The 17415-nt window shown below is 37.0% G+C and carries 17 protein-coding genes; 8 read left to right on the top strand and 9 right to left on the bottom strand.

Features of this window, described 5'->3' with window-relative positions:
* Positions 1 to 1443 (top strand): pyruvate kinase, encoded by a 1443-nt coding sequence (gene pyk, locus BXY82_RS03825; RefSeq protein ID WP_133756844.1) that lies wholly within the window; start codon positions 1 to 3, stop codon positions 1441 to 1443.
* 146 nt (positions 1444 to 1589) lie between these two features.
* Positions 1590 to 1985, top strand: coding sequence for a hypothetical protein (locus BXY82_RS03820; RefSeq protein ID WP_133756843.1), 396 nt, complete (start codon positions 1590 to 1592; stop codon positions 1983 to 1985).
* Between the two features lie 27 nt (positions 1986 to 2012).
* Here the strand turns inward: BXY82_RS03820 and dinB are convergent, their stop codons facing one another.
* Positions 2013 to 3122, bottom strand: coding sequence for a DNA polymerase IV (gene dinB, locus BXY82_RS03815; protein WP_133756842.1), 1110 nt, complete (start codon positions 3120 to 3122; stop codon positions 2013 to 2015).
* A 43-nt stretch (positions 3123 to 3165) separates the two neighbouring features.
* On the opposite strand from dinB, the gene BXY82_RS03810 reads away from it, so the two are divergent.
* The 3 genes from BXY82_RS03810 to BXY82_RS03800 are packed head-to-tail and all read left to right on the top strand — an operon-like array spanning position 3166 to position 4839.
* Positions 3166 to 3834, top strand: coding sequence for an NAD(P)H-binding protein (locus BXY82_RS03810; RefSeq protein WP_133756841.1), 669 nt, complete (start codon positions 3166 to 3168; stop codon positions 3832 to 3834).
* Positions 3827 to 4297 carry a CYTH domain-containing protein gene (locus tag BXY82_RS03805; RefSeq protein WP_133757413.1) on the top strand — a complete coding sequence of 157 codons (471 nt, stop codon included), beginning with the start codon at positions 3827 to 3829 and terminating at the stop codon, positions 4295 to 4297. The genes BXY82_RS03810 and BXY82_RS03805 overlap by 8 nt, the downstream gene beginning before the upstream one ends.
* Positions 4298 to 4320: 23 nt before the next feature.
* Complete coding sequence (locus BXY82_RS03800; RefSeq protein ID WP_133756840.1) at positions 4321 to 4839, top strand: YciI family protein; 519 nt, start codon at positions 4321 to 4323, stop codon at positions 4837 to 4839.
* A 61-nt stretch (positions 4840 to 4900) separates the two neighbouring features.
* Here the strand turns inward: BXY82_RS03800 and BXY82_RS03795 are convergent, their stop codons facing one another.
* The 3 genes from BXY82_RS03795 to BXY82_RS03785 form a co-directional block, all read right to left on the bottom strand.
* Positions 4901 to 5422, bottom strand: a complete 522-nt coding sequence (locus tag BXY82_RS03795) for a heavy-metal-associated domain-containing protein (RefSeq protein ID WP_133756839.1) — start codon at positions 5420 to 5422, stop codon at positions 4901 to 4903.
* Positions 5423 to 5638: 216 nt separating this feature from the next.
* Positions 5639 to 7714 (bottom strand): M16 family metallopeptidase, encoded by a 2076-nt coding sequence (locus BXY82_RS03790; RefSeq protein WP_166643248.1) that lies wholly within the window; start codon positions 7712 to 7714, stop codon positions 5639 to 5641.
* Between the two features lie 28 nt (positions 7715 to 7742).
* A complete protein-coding gene (locus BXY82_RS03785) occupies positions 7743 to 9062 on the bottom strand; it encodes a M16 family metallopeptidase (RefSeq protein ID WP_133756838.1) in 1320 nt (439 codons plus the stop codon).
* A gap of 181 nt (positions 9063 to 9243) precedes the next feature.
* Between BXY82_RS03785 and BXY82_RS03780 the strand changes: the two genes are divergently transcribed.
* From BXY82_RS03780 to rpmA, 3 genes are all read left to right on the top strand, one after another.
* A complete protein-coding gene (locus tag BXY82_RS03780; RefSeq protein ID WP_133756837.1) occupies positions 9244 to 9732 on the top strand; it encodes a DUF4199 domain-containing protein in 489 nt (162 codons plus the stop codon).
* 269 nt (positions 9733 to 10001) lie between these two features.
* Complete coding sequence (gene rplU / locus BXY82_RS03775; protein ID WP_133756836.1) at positions 10002 to 10670, top strand: 50S ribosomal protein L21; 669 nt, start codon at positions 10002 to 10004, stop codon at positions 10668 to 10670.
* A gap of 39 nt (positions 10671 to 10709) precedes the next feature.
* The gene (gene rpmA / locus BXY82_RS03770; protein WP_133756835.1) at positions 10710 to 10970 is read left to right on the top strand and encodes a 50S ribosomal protein L27; all 261 of its coding nucleotides are present in this window, start codon (positions 10710 to 10712) and stop codon (positions 10968 to 10970) included.
* Positions 10971 to 11078: 108 nt separating this feature from the next.
* Here rpmA and BXY82_RS03765 read toward each other — a convergent pair whose 3' ends face one another.
* From BXY82_RS03765 to BXY82_RS03745, 5 genes are all read right to left on the bottom strand, one after another.
* Complete coding sequence (locus BXY82_RS03765; protein WP_133756834.1) at positions 11079 to 12848, bottom strand: MutS-related protein; 1770 nt, start codon at positions 12846 to 12848, stop codon at positions 11079 to 11081.
* 14 nt (positions 12849 to 12862) lie between these two features.
* Positions 12863 to 13795 (bottom strand): M28 family peptidase, encoded by a 933-nt coding sequence (locus BXY82_RS03760; protein WP_243835673.1) that lies wholly within the window; start codon positions 13793 to 13795, stop codon positions 12863 to 12865.
* Between the two features lie 100 nt (positions 13796 to 13895).
* A complete protein-coding gene (locus tag BXY82_RS03755; protein WP_133756833.1) occupies positions 13896 to 14642 on the bottom strand; it encodes a succinate dehydrogenase/fumarate reductase iron-sulfur subunit in 747 nt (248 codons plus the stop codon).
* Positions 14643 to 14653: 11 nt separating this feature from the next.
* Entirely contained in the window at positions 14654 to 16651 is a 1998-nt protein-coding gene (locus tag BXY82_RS03750; RefSeq protein WP_133756832.1) for a fumarate reductase/succinate dehydrogenase flavoprotein subunit, read from the bottom strand.
* Between the two features lie 12 nt (positions 16652 to 16663).
* A complete protein-coding gene (locus BXY82_RS03745) occupies positions 16664 to 17338 on the bottom strand; it encodes a succinate dehydrogenase cytochrome b subunit (protein ID WP_133756831.1) in 675 nt (224 codons plus the stop codon).
* Between the last annotated feature and the right edge of the window lie 77 nt (positions 17339 to 17415).

Genomic DNA, 17415 nt, shown 5'->3' with positions numbered 1-17415 from the left:
ATGCAAAAACGTAAAAAAACTAAAATAGTAGCCACTTTAGGGCCAGCAACAAGTACTAAAGCCGTCTTAAAAGCAATGCTTGATGAAGGAGTAGATGTGTTTAGAATCAACTTTTCCCATGCAGATTATGCCGATGTTGAAGAACGCATACAAATGATTAGAGAATTGAATGCTGAATTTGGTTACAATGCAGCTATCCTTGGCGATTTGCAAGGCCCTAAATTACGCGTTGGCGTCATGAAGGGTGAGGTTGTTGTCAATGAAGGTGATGAAATCATATTTGCCACAGGTAAGAAGTTTGAAGGCACCAAAGAGCGTGTTTATATGACCTATGATAAATTTCCTCAGGATGCGAAACCAGGAGAACGTATTCTACTTGATGACGGAAAATTAATTTTTGAAGTGGTATCTACTAATAAAAAATCGGAAGTTACAGCGCGTGTTATTCAAGGGGGACCATTGAAATCTAAAAAAGGGGTAAATCTACCTAATACAAACATATCGCAGCCTGCTTTAACTGAGAAGGATATTGAAGATGCGATTTTCGCTATTAAAATGCAAGTGGATTGGATGGCACTGTCCTTTGTACGTCATGCAGAAGACTTAATGCAATTAAAAGAATTAATTGAAAAACATAGCGATCATAAAATTCCAATTATTGCAAAAATTGAAAAGCCGGAAGCGGTAGAAAATATCGATAAAATTGTCGCCTATTGTGACGGATTGATGGTTGCACGTGGCGATTTGGGTGTGGAAATTCCTGCAGAAGAAGTACCATTAATTCAGAAACAACTAGTGTTGCGTGCCAAGCGAGCAAGGATACCGGTAATTATTGCAACCCAAATGATGGAGACCATGATCTCTAGCCTGACGCCAACTAGAGCGGAGGTAAATGATGTAGCCAATTCTGTGATGGATGGTGCAGACGCGGTGATGCTGTCTGGAGAAACTTCCGTTGGTCAATACCCCGTGCAGGTAATCAAACAGATGAGTAATATTATAAAAAGTGTTGAAGATTCACCTTTAATTAAGGTGCCACAGTCTCCTCCACACATTCGAACTAAACGTTATATTACAAAATCAATTTGTTATCATGCCGCAAACATGGCAAATGAGATAAATGCCCGTGCGATCTCTACCTTAACTAATAGTGGGTATACAGCATTCCAAATTTCAGCATGGAGACCAGGCGCACATATATTGGTGTTTACATCTAACAAGCGTATTTTAACCCAACTTAATTTGTTGTGGGGCGTAAAAGCGTTTTTCTATGATAAATTTGTCAGTACTGATGAAACTATTGAAGATGTTAATGCAATTGCCTGCAATAAAGGGTACCTTGAACCTGGAGACATGCTTGTAAGTTTAGCGGCCATGCCAATACAAGAAAAAGGAATGGTAAATACCTTAAGGATTACTGAAATAACCAGTTGTAGTTTTTAGTCATCACTTTTTGGTTGACTTTCAAATAGATAACACCTCAAAGACATTATGCCTTTGAGGTTTTTTGATTTTAAGTAGTAATTTTTAAACCGATTGTAGCGCAACCTTTATACTCTAAATACATCTATATTTTAAATTGGATTGTTATGATACGGAAGCTATTAATTTCTTTGGTAATATTGCTTTGTTTTAGCTGTGGTAGTAATGATTTGGTTACACCGAGTTCAATAGTATTAAAAGTAAATGGCTGCTTTATAAAATCTGAAAGTGATGTCCGTATCTGTCTGGATTCAGTATTTAATGATTCCAGATGTCCCAAAGGCTTGGATTGTGTTTGGGAAGGTAATGCAACTGCTGCGTTTACATTGAGAAAAAATCAAGTCAACAAAAGTTTCAACCTACATACCAATACTAAATTTCAAAATGATACTGTAGTAGAGGCCATATCTATTAAACTCATTAATATTATACCTTATCCAACCGCTAAAGATTCCATTACTTCTTCTGAATATAAAGCGGAAATTAGTGTAGTGGTCAATTAAATTAAACTGAAAGAAAGCTAAGTTCAGTTAAAAGCCAAATTTCAATTGTACACTGACACTCTTGTCTTTGAGGTCCACAGGTTTCGAAGTACTTGTTTCCGTATTTAAATTGGATAATGAGATCCCCAACAACCTAACGGAATTACTCATTTTTTCTTGATATAAAAGGTCTTTGGCGGTTTCAAGAATAATATCTTTTGCATTGATAAAATACGGCAAGGTTTTACTCCTCGTCTGCAGTGTAAAGTCGCTATATTTAATCTTTAGGGTAACGGTTTTTCCTGAGACTTTACTTTGATCCAATCGTTTTGCGACTTCAGTTGCAATTTTATCCAGACGTTCGAGCATAAAAATTTCGCTGGATAAATTTTCGTTGAAGGTGCGTTCGGCGGCTAATGATTTTCTTATCCGATTAGGTTTAACTTCACTATGATGAATACCTCTCACAAGCTTGTAATAGTAACTTCCCGATTTACCAAATTGATCCTCAAGATATGCTAATGGTTTTGCCTTTAGATCTTTTCCAGTAAATATGCCAAGCTGATACATCTTATCTGCCGTAACTTTACCTACCCCATGGAATTTCCGAATGTCCAAATTTTCTAAAAACTTTAAAACATCTTCAGGATTTACTGTTTTTTGTCCATTAGGCTTATTATAATCGCTGGCAATCTTTGCCACAAATTTATTCACGGATATACCTGCCGATGCGGTTAGGCCGACTTCTTCTAAAATTCGCGCTCTAATTTCTTGTGCAACTATAGACGCACTCGGATTGCCAATTTTATTTTCGGTGACATCCAAATACGCTTCATCTAAGGAAAGTGGTTCAACCAAATCTGTATACTCATAAAAAATAGCTCTAATTTGCTTTGAAATCTCTTTATAACGATCAAATCTGGGTTTTACAAAGATCAACTCCGGACAGTTGCGTTTGGCTTGCATACCACTCATGGCACTCCGTATACCAAATATTCGCGCTTCATAACTTGCCGCTGCCACAACACCACGTTTTTCGCTGCCACCAACTGCTAGTGCCTTCCCTTTAAGTTCAGGATGGTCCATTTGCTCTACAGATGCGTAAAACGCATCCATATCTACATGAATGATCTTTCTTATTGGTAAATCGTTTGGCATGCCGTAAATTTATAACATCTAAGCGGAACAGAAATTATAAAAGATGGCAAAAACTGCAATTGTTTTAGGGGCAACTGGACTGACCGGGAACATTTTATTGAAATTGCTCCTAGACGATGAGCGGTATGGTCATGTGACTGTTTTTGGAAGAAATAGTTGTGAAATTAAGCACCCTAAATTGGAAGAATACATCATAGATTTGTTTCAATTGGAGCATTACGCCAACAAGTTTAAGGCTGATGAGGTGTATTGCTGTATTGGCACCACCAAAGCTAAAACTTCAGATAAGGATACCTATATTAAAATAGACTATGGTATTCCTTTAGCCGCAGCAAAACTATGTAAATCCAATGGCATTGATACATTTTTGGTCATCTCCGCTTTAGGGGCCAAGAAGAATAGCAGAATATTTTACAATAGAACAAAAGGCCGTATGGAGGCTGCTGTTTTGGCACTACAAATTCCTAATACCTATTTGTTGCAACCCTCTTTAATTACGGGAGAACGTGAAGAATTTAGATTAGGTGAACATATTTTTAAATTGCTGATGGGTTTTTTAAAACCTATTTTTCGCTTTGGAGATTTAAAACGCTACCAGCCTATTGCACCAGAAACCATAGCGAGTTGTATGGTTTGGTTGGCTAACAATGACTATGATACTGCACGTATTAAGTCAAAAAAAATTCAGGAATTAGGTGAGCAAATTGATTGAAATAGAACGTAAATTTTTGGTCCTTTCTGATGCATATAAGTCGGAAGCCCTTAATCAAACCCGTATTATTCAGGCATTTTTGAACTCTGACAAAAAACGGACCGTACGCGTGAGACTTAAAGGCGATAGTGGTTTTTTGACCATTAAAGGCCCAACATCACAGGATGGTGTTTCCCGCTTTGAATGGGAAAAGCAAATTTCTAAACATGATGCGGAAGCGCTGCTGCCATTGTGCGAAGATGGAATGATTGAAAAAATAAGATATGAAATTCAATCTGGTGACCATATCTTTGAAGTGGATGAATTTTTTGGAGTTAATGCAGGGCTTGTCGTGGCTGAAGTAGAGCTCAAAGATCTTGCTGAAAATATTGTAAAACCAAATTGGCTAGGAGAGGAAGTGACGGGACAAATCCGATATTTCAACTCTCAATTAGTGAAGCATCCGTTTAAAAGTTGGTCTTAAAATAAATTAATTAATAGAATCTTATGAAACATATGGTATGTGTACTTAGCGTATTATTCGTTTTAACGTCTTGTAGCGAAAAGTACAGAAAAATAGATAAAGATGATGTTACAATTGGATCAGAGATGACAGATTCCATATCAACTGCGCCTAAAACCCAAGCAGAAATTCGAAAAGAATTACTCGCAGAAGGATACGAGATATTTGATTACGTAGACGAAAAAACTAAAGATACAGTAATTATGCAGCAGTATTTTATAGCCTTTTTAAAAACAGGGCCAAACCGAGACCAAAATAAATTAGAGTCGCAACGTTTACAGAAAGAGCACCTGGCGCATTTAACCAAAATGTATGATATGGGTTATGCAGATATTTCTGGGCCTTTTGGTGATGAAGGCGAAATTAGGGGCATTACCATTTATAATGTTCCCACGTTTAAAATGGCCGATAGTTTGGCAAATGCTGACCCGATGGTAAAAGCAGGACGACTTGCAATAGAAATACATCCGTGGTGGGCAGCAAAAGGTTATAAATTGCGCTAGAGACCGTAAGAAGGCTACAATTCAACTGAACGTGGTTTTAGATAAGTAACAGAAGATTTTCTTATACTTTCTCTTTTTTAACGCAACAGGCTTTTTTGCAATCTGCGTCACAAGATTTTTTGTTAGCGGTAGGGTCTCCCACCTTTTTGTGTGGGCAATCTGCCATAGTACACGCAGCATCACAAACATGTTCAGTTGAAAATGCCTCAACGTTTTTCATGTTATTAACACTATAAGTGTCTGAAACCGACACCACGGCTTCTTCAAGCGTTTTTGGTGATACTTTGGCGTTATCATATTCAACCATGGCTAATCGTTTGTCAAAATCTACCGTAGCAGATTTCACCCCTTCCATTTTAGCAATCTTTTTTTCAATAGTTTTTGCACAACCCATAACGCACGTCATGCCTTCAATTCCAAATTCGGCTTTTGCGTAAGTGGCATTAGGATCTAACTTTATTTCAGAAGCTGTTTCTGGTTGCGTCATCTCTACAGTTTTTATTTCCGGTTGCGCATTGTCTTTGCAACTTACAGATAGTAGTGCTAACGAAGCAAGTAATAGAAGTGTTTTGAATGTTTTCATCAAAATAATTTTTAGAACTCTAGAAGATATGGTTTTCAAAAATTTATGAACATCAAAATTAAGGAATTATAACGTTGTACCCTTCTTTAATTTGCAATTTAACATGTAAATGTTGCCTCTGACTTCTAGTTATTCATAAAATTATGGTTGCCCTTTAGGCATAAAAAAAGTCTGAAGTTTTAGACTTCAGACTTTCTTTATAACACTGTCCTGAAATTAATTGAAATCTGCTTCAGTAACACCTTCATTAACTCTGTGGTTTGTGACGTTCATTTTCACGACTTGAGGTCCTGTAGACACAGATATGCTGTACGGATACATCATGTCTTTTACAGGTGAGTAATTGCCGAAATCTTCTACTGTGGTAAATGTTTGACCTTGTACTTCAGTTGTTTTTTCAACTCTAACTAAATATCCTGATTTTGCATCATAGTAGCGGAAAGAATCCTTACCGTTTTCAGATACTTTAATCTTGTAAGCATCACTACCATTTATACTGATCATGCTCTCTAAAGATAAAGTGCTAGGCTCAAAATATAATTCAGGAAAGATGGTATGCGATGCTTTTTGATCATTAATTTGCTCTTCAGTTAAATCTCTCTTAACGCCTTGTTGCTCAGTGTAGCCAGTGGTGCCGTTAAATTTTTGTTTCATGATAACACCCATACCTTCAATAGACATCTCTAAAGAGGTCTTATTTGGAATCATTGTTTTCATTTCTCCTATAGGAGAAAATGGTGCATCTTCAATTGTAACATTAGCAGTTGTCCATATTGACTTTACAGCTTTTGCCTTTTCTTTTCCGCCTACAGCATTAAAGTAAGCGTCTATTACCGTTGAGGCTGTAACACCATCAGGAATTGGTTTTGAAAATTTTGGTTTTTCTACCGGATTTGCAAAAGCGTCGAAATAAAGAATTGGAATGCCTGTTTTTTCGAGGTTCTCCAATACTTCTGAGCCTTTTCCAACCACTACAATACGTGCATTTTCAGGTTTAAAGTAGGTGTTGGCAACTCGCGTTACATCTTCAGCAGTAACGGCATTTATCTTTTGTAAAAATGTTTCGTAAAAGTCAGATGGCAAATTGTTCAATTTTATGTTCAATGCATACCTAGCCACTGTTTGCGGACTTTCTAAAGCAAGAACAAAATCTCCTACATACTTTGCTTTGGCATTCCGAAGGTCTTCTGCACTTACAGGCTCAGACTTGATACGATTAACCTCTTTTAAAGTTTGAACTACAGCACTATCAGTTACCATATTTCTTACAGCTGTACTCGCAGTAAAGCGCCCCACATACTTGTCAGCATCTACACCAGAACGGGCTCCATACGTATAGGCGTGTTTTTCACGCAAATTCATGTTTAAGTAACTTGAAAATCCACCCCCTAATATTTTATTAGCGATTAACACAGCATGGTAGTCTGGATCATTCATTTTTAAATTGACATTGTTGGTCAATAAAATGTTTGATTGTACCGCATTTGGCATATCCACAAAATTAATTTGAGTGTATTGCACATTAGGGATAGCATTAGGAACAGTAGATTGAACATCAACAGCTTTTTTCCAATTTCCAAAACGTTTCTCAATTTGCGATTTTATTTTTTTAAAGTTCACATCTCCAACCACCACTAAATAAGCATTGTTTGGGTTGAAACTTTCTTCATAAAACGCTGAGATATCTTCAAATTTGATATTATTTACAGTTTCAATAGTTGTAAATTCACCATAAGGATGCTTTACACCGTAAGATAAGGCGTTGCCCACACGGCCAGCCACTGCTTCAACACTCTTTTCTTGAGATTTCAATCCTTCAATAAGTCTGTCTCTCTCTTTGTTGAATTCGTCTTCAACTAACAATGGGTGCATTGTGGCATCTGCCATTAATTCAAGAATGCGGTCAGCATATTGTGAAAGTGCGCTTGCATAAGCTCCTGAAGAACTAAAGTTTAATCGGGCACCTAAAAAATCGATTTCTTCATTAAATTTTTCTTTTGAAATAGAGGTAGTCCCATTACCCATCATGCCGCCAACTAGACTTGAAACTCCAGCCTTGGTGCCCTCTGTTTCCGGTTTGTTATCAATGGTAAGACTAAATGAAACTCTCGGGAGCTTATGGTTTTCTACAACCAATACCTTCATGCCATTTTTAAGAGTAAATTCTTGTGGTGATTTTAAATCAATTTTTGGTGCAGGTCCGGGTTGAGGTTGTTTAGAACGGTCAATTTGTGCGTGCACAGAAAAAGCCATCAAAAACAACATTAGGAACGCTGATATATAAGTTTTCATAGGATTCAATGTTTGTTTAAAGGTTTAGTTATTGGTCATCTTTTTTTGGAAGATATTCTAGCTCCAAACGTTGGTTAGGACTCAAGTATTTTTTAGCAACATCTCTAATTTCCTCCCTTGTGATAGAGCGGTAAATTTCAATTTCAGTATTGATAAGGTTGACATCGCCTTTTAATAAATAGTTTGTGGCTAAATTTTCGGCAATACCTGCTACGCTAGAATTGGAGTTGACATAACGGTTTTCAAATTGATTTTTTAATTTTTGGTAATCGCGTTCTGAAATCAATTCTGTTTGTAGTTTTGCAATTTCTTCATCCATTTCATTTAATAAACTATCCAAAGACACATCCCCTAAAGGCAATGCTAAGATAGCAAAGACGCTATAATCCATTTGACCGAGGTTGATGGCCTGAGCTTGTAGGGCCATTTTTTTCTCATCTACCAATTTTTTGTAAAGCACAGAACTTTTGCCACCACTTAAATAACTGGATATCATATCTAAAACATACGATTCGCGCTCTTTAAAACTTGGTGTGCGGTAGGCTGCAATAACGGCAGGAATTTGAATATTATTGTCGTAAGCTTTTGCCTTAATCGTTTCAGTTATAGGGGTTTCTTTTGGGAAATTCCTAACCACATCAGCGCCTCTTGGAATAGCTCCAAAATAATCTTTGACCATTTTTTTGGTTTTGGCCTTGTCAATATCACCGGCGACTACTAGAACAGCATTGTTTGGTACGTAGTATTTCTTAAAATACGCTTGAAACTCCTCTAAAGTAGCGGCGTCCAAATCTTCCATTTCTCCAATGTTTTTCTCTTTGTAAGGATGAACTTTAAACAAGTTTTCGCCAATTGCGCCTAAAAATCCACCGTAGGGTGCATTATCATAACGCAATCTTTTTTCTTCTTTAACCACCTCGTTTTGTGTGTCCACTCCAATTTGATTGATAATTGGATGCATTAAACGCTCAGATTCCATCCATAACCCCAATTCTAAATTATTTGAAGGAAATATTTCATAATAATAGGTTCTGTCTAAAGAGGTATTTGCATTGTTTGATCCACCGTTTGAAGAGACAACGTTAAACCATTCGCCTCGAGCAATATTCTCCGTTCCTTCAAATAGAAGATGCTCAAAGAAATGTGCAAAACCGGTACGGTTAGGCTCAAAATCCTTTCCACCTACATCATACATTACTGAAGTAATTACTACGGGAGCCGTGTTGTCTTGATGAAGTATAACATGTAGCCCGTTATCTAAATCAAACTCCTCAAATTCGACCTGTTGAGCGTTGGCGAACACGCCAAAAAGCAGCAGAGAGGCCAAAGAGAATAAGCATTTTTTCATTGTTTTCTTTTTAATGTTAATTAATTATAAAATGTAAGTAGCATCCCACTACCATTTGTTACAATAATAGCAAAAAAAATACGGGTTTTAGGCGGTTTAGCACATAATTAAGTCTTAAAAATTGTGATTATAGAAAATTTTTCACGAATTTTAGTAAGTAAAAAATAAAACTAATTATGCTATGAACAGATCGTTAACAGTTTCATTAAAGTATGGCTTGTTCATTACCGCAAGTTTAATTGCCTATTTTTTAATTTTAAAATTGTTTGATTTACATAATAATGCTTGGTTGCGTATGGGCAACGGTCTATTTATGGCGGCGGGAATTTATTTTTCAATAAAATATTATAAATTTAAATTCAATTCAGAATTCACTTATGTAGATGGTTTTAAGACTGGGTTGTTAACAGGGTTTATTGCAACAGGGTTTTTTGTGGTGTTTATGGCCATTTATATGTTTCATCTAGACCCGACATTTCCAGACACCATTTTAAGAACATGGTTTGATGATACCAATCAGGGTGCAGGCATACTTATTATCATAATTTTGATGGAGGGCTTGGCTTCTACGGCTGTCTTAACCTTAATGTTTATGCAGATCTTCAAAAAAAGTCAGCAAGTTGGCCAGCAGGAACATTTGATAGATCACAACTCAAAAAAATCGCTTTAAGCTATGTTTAAAGCTGACAGTTGAGTTATAAATGTTATTGTTACATGTCAATTCCGCTTCATTAATATAGCACATAACCCTCCAATTACGTAAATTTGTGTCCACATTATAAGCGACATTAGTGTTTTTAGCATCCAGCCAATGCAGTAATGAATTTTGTGAGGCAATTTATTTGCTGTTTGTAAAGAAAAAACGTTTGTAGTTTAATTAATTAGGTGTATATTTGCACCCATTTTATAATAAAAATTAACTAATTTAAACGTTACGCTATGTACGCAATTGTAGAGATAGCAGGGCAACAATTCAAAGTTGAAAAAGACCAGAAAGTGTTTGTTCACCGTTTAGCAACAGAAGAAGGAAAGACGGTGTCTTTCGATAATGTTCTTTTGATTGGTGATGGTGATAATATTACTTTAGGCGCCCCAGCTATAGACGGAGCTCTTGTAGGAGCAAAAGTCTTAAGTCACCTTAAAGGTGATAAAGTTATCGTTTTCAAAAAGAAAAGACGTAAAGGTTACCGTGTGAAAAACGGACACCGTCAAGCTCTTACTGAAATCGTTATTGAAAGCATTGTTGCTTCAGGAGCTAAAAAAGCTGAGAAAACTGAAAAAGCAAAGCCGGTAAAAGAAGCGAAAGCTGAAAAAGCTGCCCCAAAAGCAGCAGCAAAAAAATCAACAGGAAAAGCTGACGATTTGAAAAAAATCGAAGGAGCTGGACCTAAAGCCGCTGAAGCACTTATTGCAGCAGGTGTTGATACCTTTGCGAAATTAGCTGACATGAAGCCAGAAGCTATCAGTGAAATTTTGACTGAAGCGAGTTCAAGATTGGCTCATATCGTAACAGACACTTGGCCAAAGCAAGCAAAATTAGCTGCTGATGGTAAGTGGGATGAATTGCAAGTTTATCAGGAAAAATTAGATGGTGGCGTTGAAAAATAATTCAACTCATTAAGTATAACAAATTAAAACCTTAAGACAATGGCTCATAAAAAAGGAGTTGGTAGTTCGAAAAACGGTAGAGAATCAGAATCGAAACGCTTAGGTGTGAAGATATTTGGAGGTCAAGCTGCTGTTGCTGGAAATATCATCGTAAGACAAAGGGGCTATACACATCACCCAGGTGAAAATGTGTATGGTGGAAAAGATCATACTTTGCATGCACAAGTTGATGGTCTAGTCAAGTTTACAAAGAAAAAAGACAACAAGTCTTATGTGTCAATTGAACCGTTTGAGGTTTAATTTTCGCAGTTTCTTTTAGATATCAAAAAACCCTTTCTGTTTTCAGAAAGGGTTTTTTAGTTTCAGATTAGACCTCACAAAATTTAAAACTTATAAAGTTTTATGTAATTATACAATCTGCATCTTTTTCAACAGGAAACTCGCATTCATATTTTTGCACACGCCATTCTTAAAGGTATAGTCAAAGTGCAATTCATCATCAATAATTTCAGCGTCAAAATAATAATTTTTTACGTCTTCAAGTTCACTCTCGATGTCACACAGGCTTAAATCATGTGTTGCGATGATTCCTGTAGCATTGGAAGCCACAAGTTTCTCTACAAACTTTCGTGAGCCTATCGCTTTATCAGTGCTGTTGGTGCCTTTTAATATTTCATCTAAGATGATAAAATAGGATTCTTCTTGAATAGCGTCTACAATAAATTTTAAGCGCGTAAGTTCTGAAAAGAAATAGGAACTATCATCGGTTAATGAATCGCTTGTACGCATGCTTGTAATGAGTTTTACGGGATTGTAATTGCTGGACGTAGCACATACTGGTAGTCCAACATTTGCCATTACGATATGAAATGAAACCGTTCTCAAAAAGATGCTTTTTCCGGCCATATTAGCCCCTGTAACAATAAAGAACTGCTCGTTTTCAATAACAAGATCATTATCTACACGCTTTTCGGTTTTGAGTAACGGATGACCTAAACCAATTGCATTGATGACGTTCTTGCCATTTGTAATTGATGGAAACACATACTGTGGATGGTTAAATGCATAATTCCCTAAACTGTTGTAGGCATCAAAGAACGACACGACTTCAAACCAATCTTCTACCTTGTCTTTATAGTCTTTTAGCCACTGTTCTACTTTATAACTGTTTTTTAAATCCGATATGAAATAACCGTTTCCAAAAATAGCAGAGATGAAGTTATTTCTATTATCCAACGCATCTAAGGCCTTGGAGAATTTATTAAAAATTAATGATGCCTGCTGTGCTTCAGATTGAATTTGTTTTTGCTTTGCTTTTAGTAATTCTGAGGTGAAGGTTTCATTTTCGATTTGATTCAGAAGTAAGGTGTATTGCTTAAAAGTGTCCTTCACCTTTCCGGTGTGTACAGATAATTCATTAATCCTTTTAACGTAAATTGCTGTAATCCCTAATCCAAAGAAAAGCCAATATCCTAAAAAATTAGGACCGAGAATTGCAAAAAAGAACAATGCAAATAGCGTAATCGTACCCCCAAGAAACGCCATCGGAATCCATTTCATCGCTTTTGGCAGGAACATGTTGTGGTTCTTTAGCCAAGTGATAATCGTTTGCGCTGGAGTTTCAACTTTAATTAAACTTGCTGTTGCGGAATATAATTGACGCCATTCCGGTTTTGAGGCCAGTTCTTTAATGGCTTCCTGGCGTTGTTCAATACCATCCACCACGTTTGCTGTTAAAGCTTTCGCTAATTTTTCAGTACCCTCATCAATAACGGTTCTATTGATAAATTGAAAGAAGGAACCACGTCCAAATAAATCGATATCTAAACTATAATAGTGTAAAGGATCTTGATAGGTTAACCCTTGATTTCTATCGTGAAAGCTGCCTTTACTAATGTCAATTTCTGTTTGGTTAATAGCGATCAAGGCTTTATTAAGCTGTCTTTGGGCTTTTACATCAGTATATCGGGACAAAAGGAAAACAAAGATTAGTATGCCCACAAATGCGATTCCTGCTGCTATTTTCCAGTTGGAAAAGGTCATATAGATCCCAATTGCGGTCAGCAAAAATACCACTATACGTAACGTGCTTAACAAGGTTGTTTTTTTGTGCAATGCACTTGCTTCAGCCTGATAACGTTCTATATTTTGCTGGTAATAATGGTTTGGATTATCCATATAAAAATTTTTATCTATAATTGCATGGCATCTACTGTGCCGAAAATTGAAATTATAGCCTTAACGGCATTTTTGTAAAATTCCGGATGAATGTTTTCAAAAGTGTCCGAAGGTTTATGGTAGTCTTTGTGGTCTTCTACGCCAAAGTATAAAAATGGAATCTTCTTTTTATGAAACGGCGCATGGTCTGAAGCGTGGGTCCAATTCTGTTTCCCATCTTGACCATCATGCCCCATTAGCAGCGTTAAATCTGTTGCACTTTTATAATTGGAAATAACCGATTTTAAGGCAGTGTTATAAGCTGTTCCGACGGCATATAATTCGTTTTTATCATTCCGACTGATCATGTCCATATTGATATTGAGTTTAATTTTATTTAAAGGCACGATTGAATTGTTCACGTAATAATGCGAGCCTGAAATACCTAATTCTTCTGCATCAAAAGCGGCTAAAATTACAGAATGTGTTGGTAGATGATTCTCAAAATATTCGGCAAATGCAAAAAGTGCAGCAACACCTGATGCATCATCATCGGCACCATTATAAATTTGGTTGTTTTGGATGCCTTCATGATCGTAATGCGCACTGATAACGATGTATTCTTCCGGCTTCTTTGAACCTTTAATCAATCCTAAAACATTGATTGCTTTATAGGTCTTGCCTCTTGTTGTGAACGTAAATGGTTGTTGATAATCTTGAATTAAAGGGGTAACATTTAAGCTTCTGAATTTGTTGATGATGTATTGTTTCGCTTTTTCAGCACCGGCAGTTCCTGTACGTCTACCTTCAAAAGCATCGGAAGATAAGGTCTTAATGTGATGAATTAAACTGTCAGGGTTAAAACTGTAGTGCTGTTCAATGTTGATCTGTTGCTCGGTAACCTGAGCTTTAATAAGTGTTGTGTAACACAACAATACGAAAATTGTAAGGCACGTTTTGTGCATCATAATAGGGTGGTTTAAAATATAAGGTACTAAAAAATCCCAATAAAGCATTGGGATTTTATTTGATATCAATGACTTCCAATTTTGGAAGTGTACTATAACGTTATCCTTTTAACTCTGCAGCTAAATATTCGCGGTTTAAACGGGCTATATTTTCCAGCGAGATGCCTTTAGGGCATTCTACCTCACATGCTCCAGTATTGGTACAGTTACCAAAACCTTCTTCGTCCATTTGCTTTACCATGTTTAAAACACGTTCTGTAGCCTCAATTTTACCTTGTGGCAATAACGCAAACTGGGAGACTTTAGCGCCAACAAACAACATTGCAGATGAGTTTTTACAACTTGCAACACATGCACCACAACCAATACAGGTTGCAGATTCAAATGCCGTATCAGCATCATGTTTATTTACTGGAATAGCATTGGCGTCTATTGTGTTTCCGGAAGTATTTACTGATATAAATCCACCAGCGTGTTGAATACGGTCAAAAGAACTGCGGTCTACAACCAAATCTTTAATGACCGGAAAAGCGGTTGCTCTAAATGGTTCAATATGGATGGTGTCTCCATCATTGAACATTCGCATATGCAATTGACAAGTAGTTATTAAGCGATCTGGTCCATGGGCTTCTCCGTTAATATATAATGAGCAAGTACCGCAAATACCTTCACGACAATCATGATCAAATGCTACAGGTTCTTCGCCTTTATTAATGAGTTGTTCATTTAAAACGTCTAACATTTCAAGGAAAGACATATCGCCTTCAATACCGTCAATTTGGTAATCGACTAGTTTTCCTTTGGTGTCAGCGTTTTTTTGACGCCATATTTTTAAGGTTAATTTCATAACGTTACTTCTTATTTATAACTTCTCTCTTTCACTTCAATATTCTCGTACTTCAATTCTTCCTTATGAAGAATAGCCTCTTTTGGCTCACCTTTAAATTCCCATGCCGCAACATATTGAAATTCTGGGCGTCTTAATGCTTCACCTTCTTCTGTTTGGTACTCTTCTCTAAAATGTCCGCCAGCAGATTCTTCTCTATGTAAAGCGTCTTTCGCAAATAATTCACCTAATTCGAGGTAATCAGCAACACGCATTGCTTTTGCCAATTCCTCGTTATACTCGTTTTGCGTTCCAGGAACTCTAACATCTCTCCAGAATTCTTTACGAAGCTCTGCAATTTCCACAATAGCTTCTTGTAAGCCTTGTGCGTTACGAGCCATTCCACATTTGTTCCACATGATTTTTCCAAGTCGTTTATGAAAATGATCAACAGAATGTGTTCCTTTATTATTGATTAAGTGATCTAAACTGTCTTTAACGTTGTTCTCTGCCTGATCAAATTCAGGTGTATTTGTAGGTATTTTTCCTGTACGAATATCTTTGGATAGATAATCGCCAATTGTATATGGCAATACGAAATAACCATCGGCTAAACCTTGCATCAGTGCAGAAGCACCAAGACGGTTTGCGCCGTGGTCAGAGAAGTTGGCCTCTCCTATAGAATAAAGCCCAGGAACATTAGTCATCAAATTGTAATCTACCCAAAGTCCGCCCATGGTGTAATGTACCGCAGGGTAAATCATCATTGGCATTTCATACGGATTTTGATCTACAATTTTTTCGTACATCTGGAAAAGGTTACCATATTTTTCTCTGATAACTTCTTGACCCAATTTTTTAACAAGCGCTTTATCATCAACATCTAAATGTCTTACGGTAGCTTGCTCTTTTCCGTATCTTTCAATAGCTGAGGCGAAATCCAGATACACAGCTTCGCCTGTTTTGTTGACACCATATCCTGCATCGCAACGTTCTTTTGCGGCACGGGAGGCCACATCACGAGGTACCAAGTTACCAAATGCTGGGTAACGACGTTCTAAATAGTAATCTCTATTTTCTTCAGGAATTGCTGTTGGTTTTAATTTCCCTTCTCTGATGGCAAGAACATCTTCCATATTTTTTGGCACCCAAATACGTCCGTCATTACGAAGCGATTCAGACATCAAAGTTAATTTAGACTGGTGATCTCCAGAAACTGGAATACAGGTTGGGTGAATTTGTGTATAGCATGGATTTGCAAAGAAGGCACCACGTTTATGTGCTTTCCAAGCTGCGGTTACATTGCTTCCCATGGCGTTGGTAGATAAGAAGAATACGTTTCCGTAACCTCCAGTTCCCAATACAACCGCATGGGCTGAATGACGTTCAATTTCTCCAGTAACTAAATTTCTTGCGATAATGCCTCGCGCTTTTCCATCAACAACTACAACGTCTAACATTTCATGACGGTTGTACATTTTGATTTTACCACGACCAATTTGACGATTCATGGCAGAATAGGCACCCAATAATAATTGTTGTCCTGTTTGACCTGCAGCATAAAAGGTTCTTGATACCAAAACGCCACCAAACGAACGGTTGTCTAATAAACCACCGTATTCACGTGCAAAAGGAACTCCTTGGGCCACACATTGGTCAATAATATTTGCTGATACTTCTGCCAAACGGTATACGTTAGCTTCACGAGAACGGTAATCGCCTCCTTTTACAGTATCATAAAATAAGCGGTAAGTAGAATCGCCATCACCTTGATAGTTTTTTGCAGCATTGATACCACCTTGTGCAGCAATAGAGTGTGCACGACGCGGTGAATCCTGAAAACAAAATGCTTTTACGTTATAGCCTAATTCTGCTAAAGTTGCAGCGGCAGAACCTCCAGCCAATCCTGTACCAACAACAATTACATCTATGTTGCGTTTGTTGGCTGGGTTGACAAGGTTAATGTTGTTTTTATAGTTGGTCCACTTATCTGCCAGTGGGCCTTCAGGTATTTTTGAATCTAAAGCCATAATAGATATTTTTTAGTGATTAAAATGATGATAAAGTGCGATAAAAATAAATCCTAATGGGATAATGATTGCATAAGCTTTACCAAATCCTCTTAATCCTCTTGTATATTTATTGTTGGCTCCAACCGATTGAAATGCGGAACTGAACCCGTGTAATAAGTGTAGTGCTAAAAACACAAAGGCAAGACAGTAAAGCGCCACACGCCATACGTCTACAAACTTGTGCTGCAATTCTTCAAAATAACGATATTCGCCGTTTGCTAGCGTACCACTCATGTCGCCTTCAATAAATTTGGTGTTGATTTCTGGCAGCCAAAAGTCGTAAAAATGAAGTCCGAGGAACAATAAAATTACACCACCGGTCCAAATCATGTTTCTGCTCATCCAGGTAGAATTGGCATTACCATTGTTTTTAACATACGCTATTTTTCTTGCGTTTCTATTTCTTATTTCTAAAATCATTCCCATTACAAAATGAAAAATAACTCCTAAAATTAAGATGGGTTGAAATATATATTGCACTACCCAAAAGGTTCCCATAAAGTGAGACGCCTCGTTAAACGTATCCGCACTGAATACTGATAGGATATTAATTGCAAAATGTTGTACAAGAAAAATCATGAGGAAGAATGCTGAAAGCGCCATGGCAAACTTTCTTCCAATTGAAGAATTTAAAATTCCGCTCATCTTTTGAAGGTTAGTTTAATGTTAGGCAAAGATACACTTCAATCGATTGAAAGCCAAAAAATAGAATTATTTCTACT

It is taken from the genome of Gelidibacter sediminis (assembly GCF_004364975.1).
GTDB classification, from domain to species: Bacteria; Bacteroidota; Bacteroidia; order Flavobacteriales; family Flavobacteriaceae; genus Gelidibacter; species Gelidibacter sediminis.
The sequence above is the reverse complement of the archived record's forward strand: the minus strand, read 5'-3'. Positions and strand labels throughout refer to the sequence as shown.

What these genes read in the sequence shown, in the direction of transcription:
- BXY82_RS03795 (WP_133756839.1), bottom strand. Translation starts at nt 5,422, where the DNA reads ATGAAAACATTCAAAACACTTCTATTACTTGCTTCGTTAGCACTACTA.
- BXY82_RS03745 (WP_133756831.1), bottom strand. Translation starts at nt 17,338, where the DNA reads ATGAGCGGAATTTTAAATTCTTCAATTGGAAGAAAGTTTGCCATGGCG.
- BXY82_RS03780 (WP_133756837.1), top strand. Translation starts at nt 9,244, where the DNA reads ATGAACAGATCGTTAACAGTTTCATTAAAGTATGGCTTGTTCATTACC.
- rplU (WP_133756836.1), top strand. Translation starts at nt 10,002, where the DNA reads ATGTACGCAATTGTAGAGATAGCAGGGCAACAATTCAAAGTTGAAAAA.
- BXY82_RS03750 (WP_133756832.1), bottom strand. Translation starts at nt 16,651, where the DNA reads ATGGCTTTAGATTCAAAAATACCTGAAGGCCCACTGGCAGATAAGTGG.
- BXY82_RS03790 (WP_166643248.1), bottom strand. Translation starts at nt 7,714, where the DNA reads ATGAAAACTTATATATCAGCGTTCCTAATGTTGTTTTTGATGGCTTTT.
- pyk (WP_133756844.1), top strand. Translation starts at nt 1, where the DNA reads ATGCAAAAACGTAAAAAAACTAAAATAGTAGCCACTTTAGGGCCAGCA.
- BXY82_RS03765 (WP_133756834.1), bottom strand. Translation starts at nt 12,848, where the DNA reads ATGGATAATCCAAACCATTATTACCAGCAAAATATAGAACGTTATCAG.
- BXY82_RS03760 (WP_243835673.1), bottom strand. Translation starts at nt 13,795, where the DNA reads ATGATGCACAAAACGTGCCTTACAATTTTCGTATTGTTGTGTTACACA.
- BXY82_RS03755 (WP_133756833.1), bottom strand. Translation starts at nt 14,642, where the DNA reads ATGAAATTAACCTTAAAAATATGGCGTCAAAAAAACGCTGACACCAAA.
- BXY82_RS03800 (WP_133756840.1), top strand. Translation starts at nt 4,321, where the DNA reads ATGAAACATATGGTATGTGTACTTAGCGTATTATTCGTTTTAACGTCT.
- dinB (WP_133756842.1), bottom strand. Translation starts at nt 3,122, where the DNA reads ATGCCAAACGATTTACCAATAAGAAAGATCATTCATGTAGATATGGAT.
- BXY82_RS03820 (WP_133756843.1), top strand. Translation starts at nt 1,590, where the DNA reads ATGATACGGAAGCTATTAATTTCTTTGGTAATATTGCTTTGTTTTAGC.
- BXY82_RS03810 (WP_133756841.1), top strand. Translation starts at nt 3,166, where the DNA reads ATGGCAAAAACTGCAATTGTTTTAGGGGCAACTGGACTGACCGGGAAC.
- rpmA (WP_133756835.1), top strand. Translation starts at nt 10,710, where the DNA reads ATGGCTCATAAAAAAGGAGTTGGTAGTTCGAAAAACGGTAGAGAATCA.
- BXY82_RS03785 (WP_133756838.1), bottom strand. Translation starts at nt 9,062, where the DNA reads ATGAAAAAATGCTTATTCTCTTTGGCCTCTCTGCTGCTTTTTGGCGTG.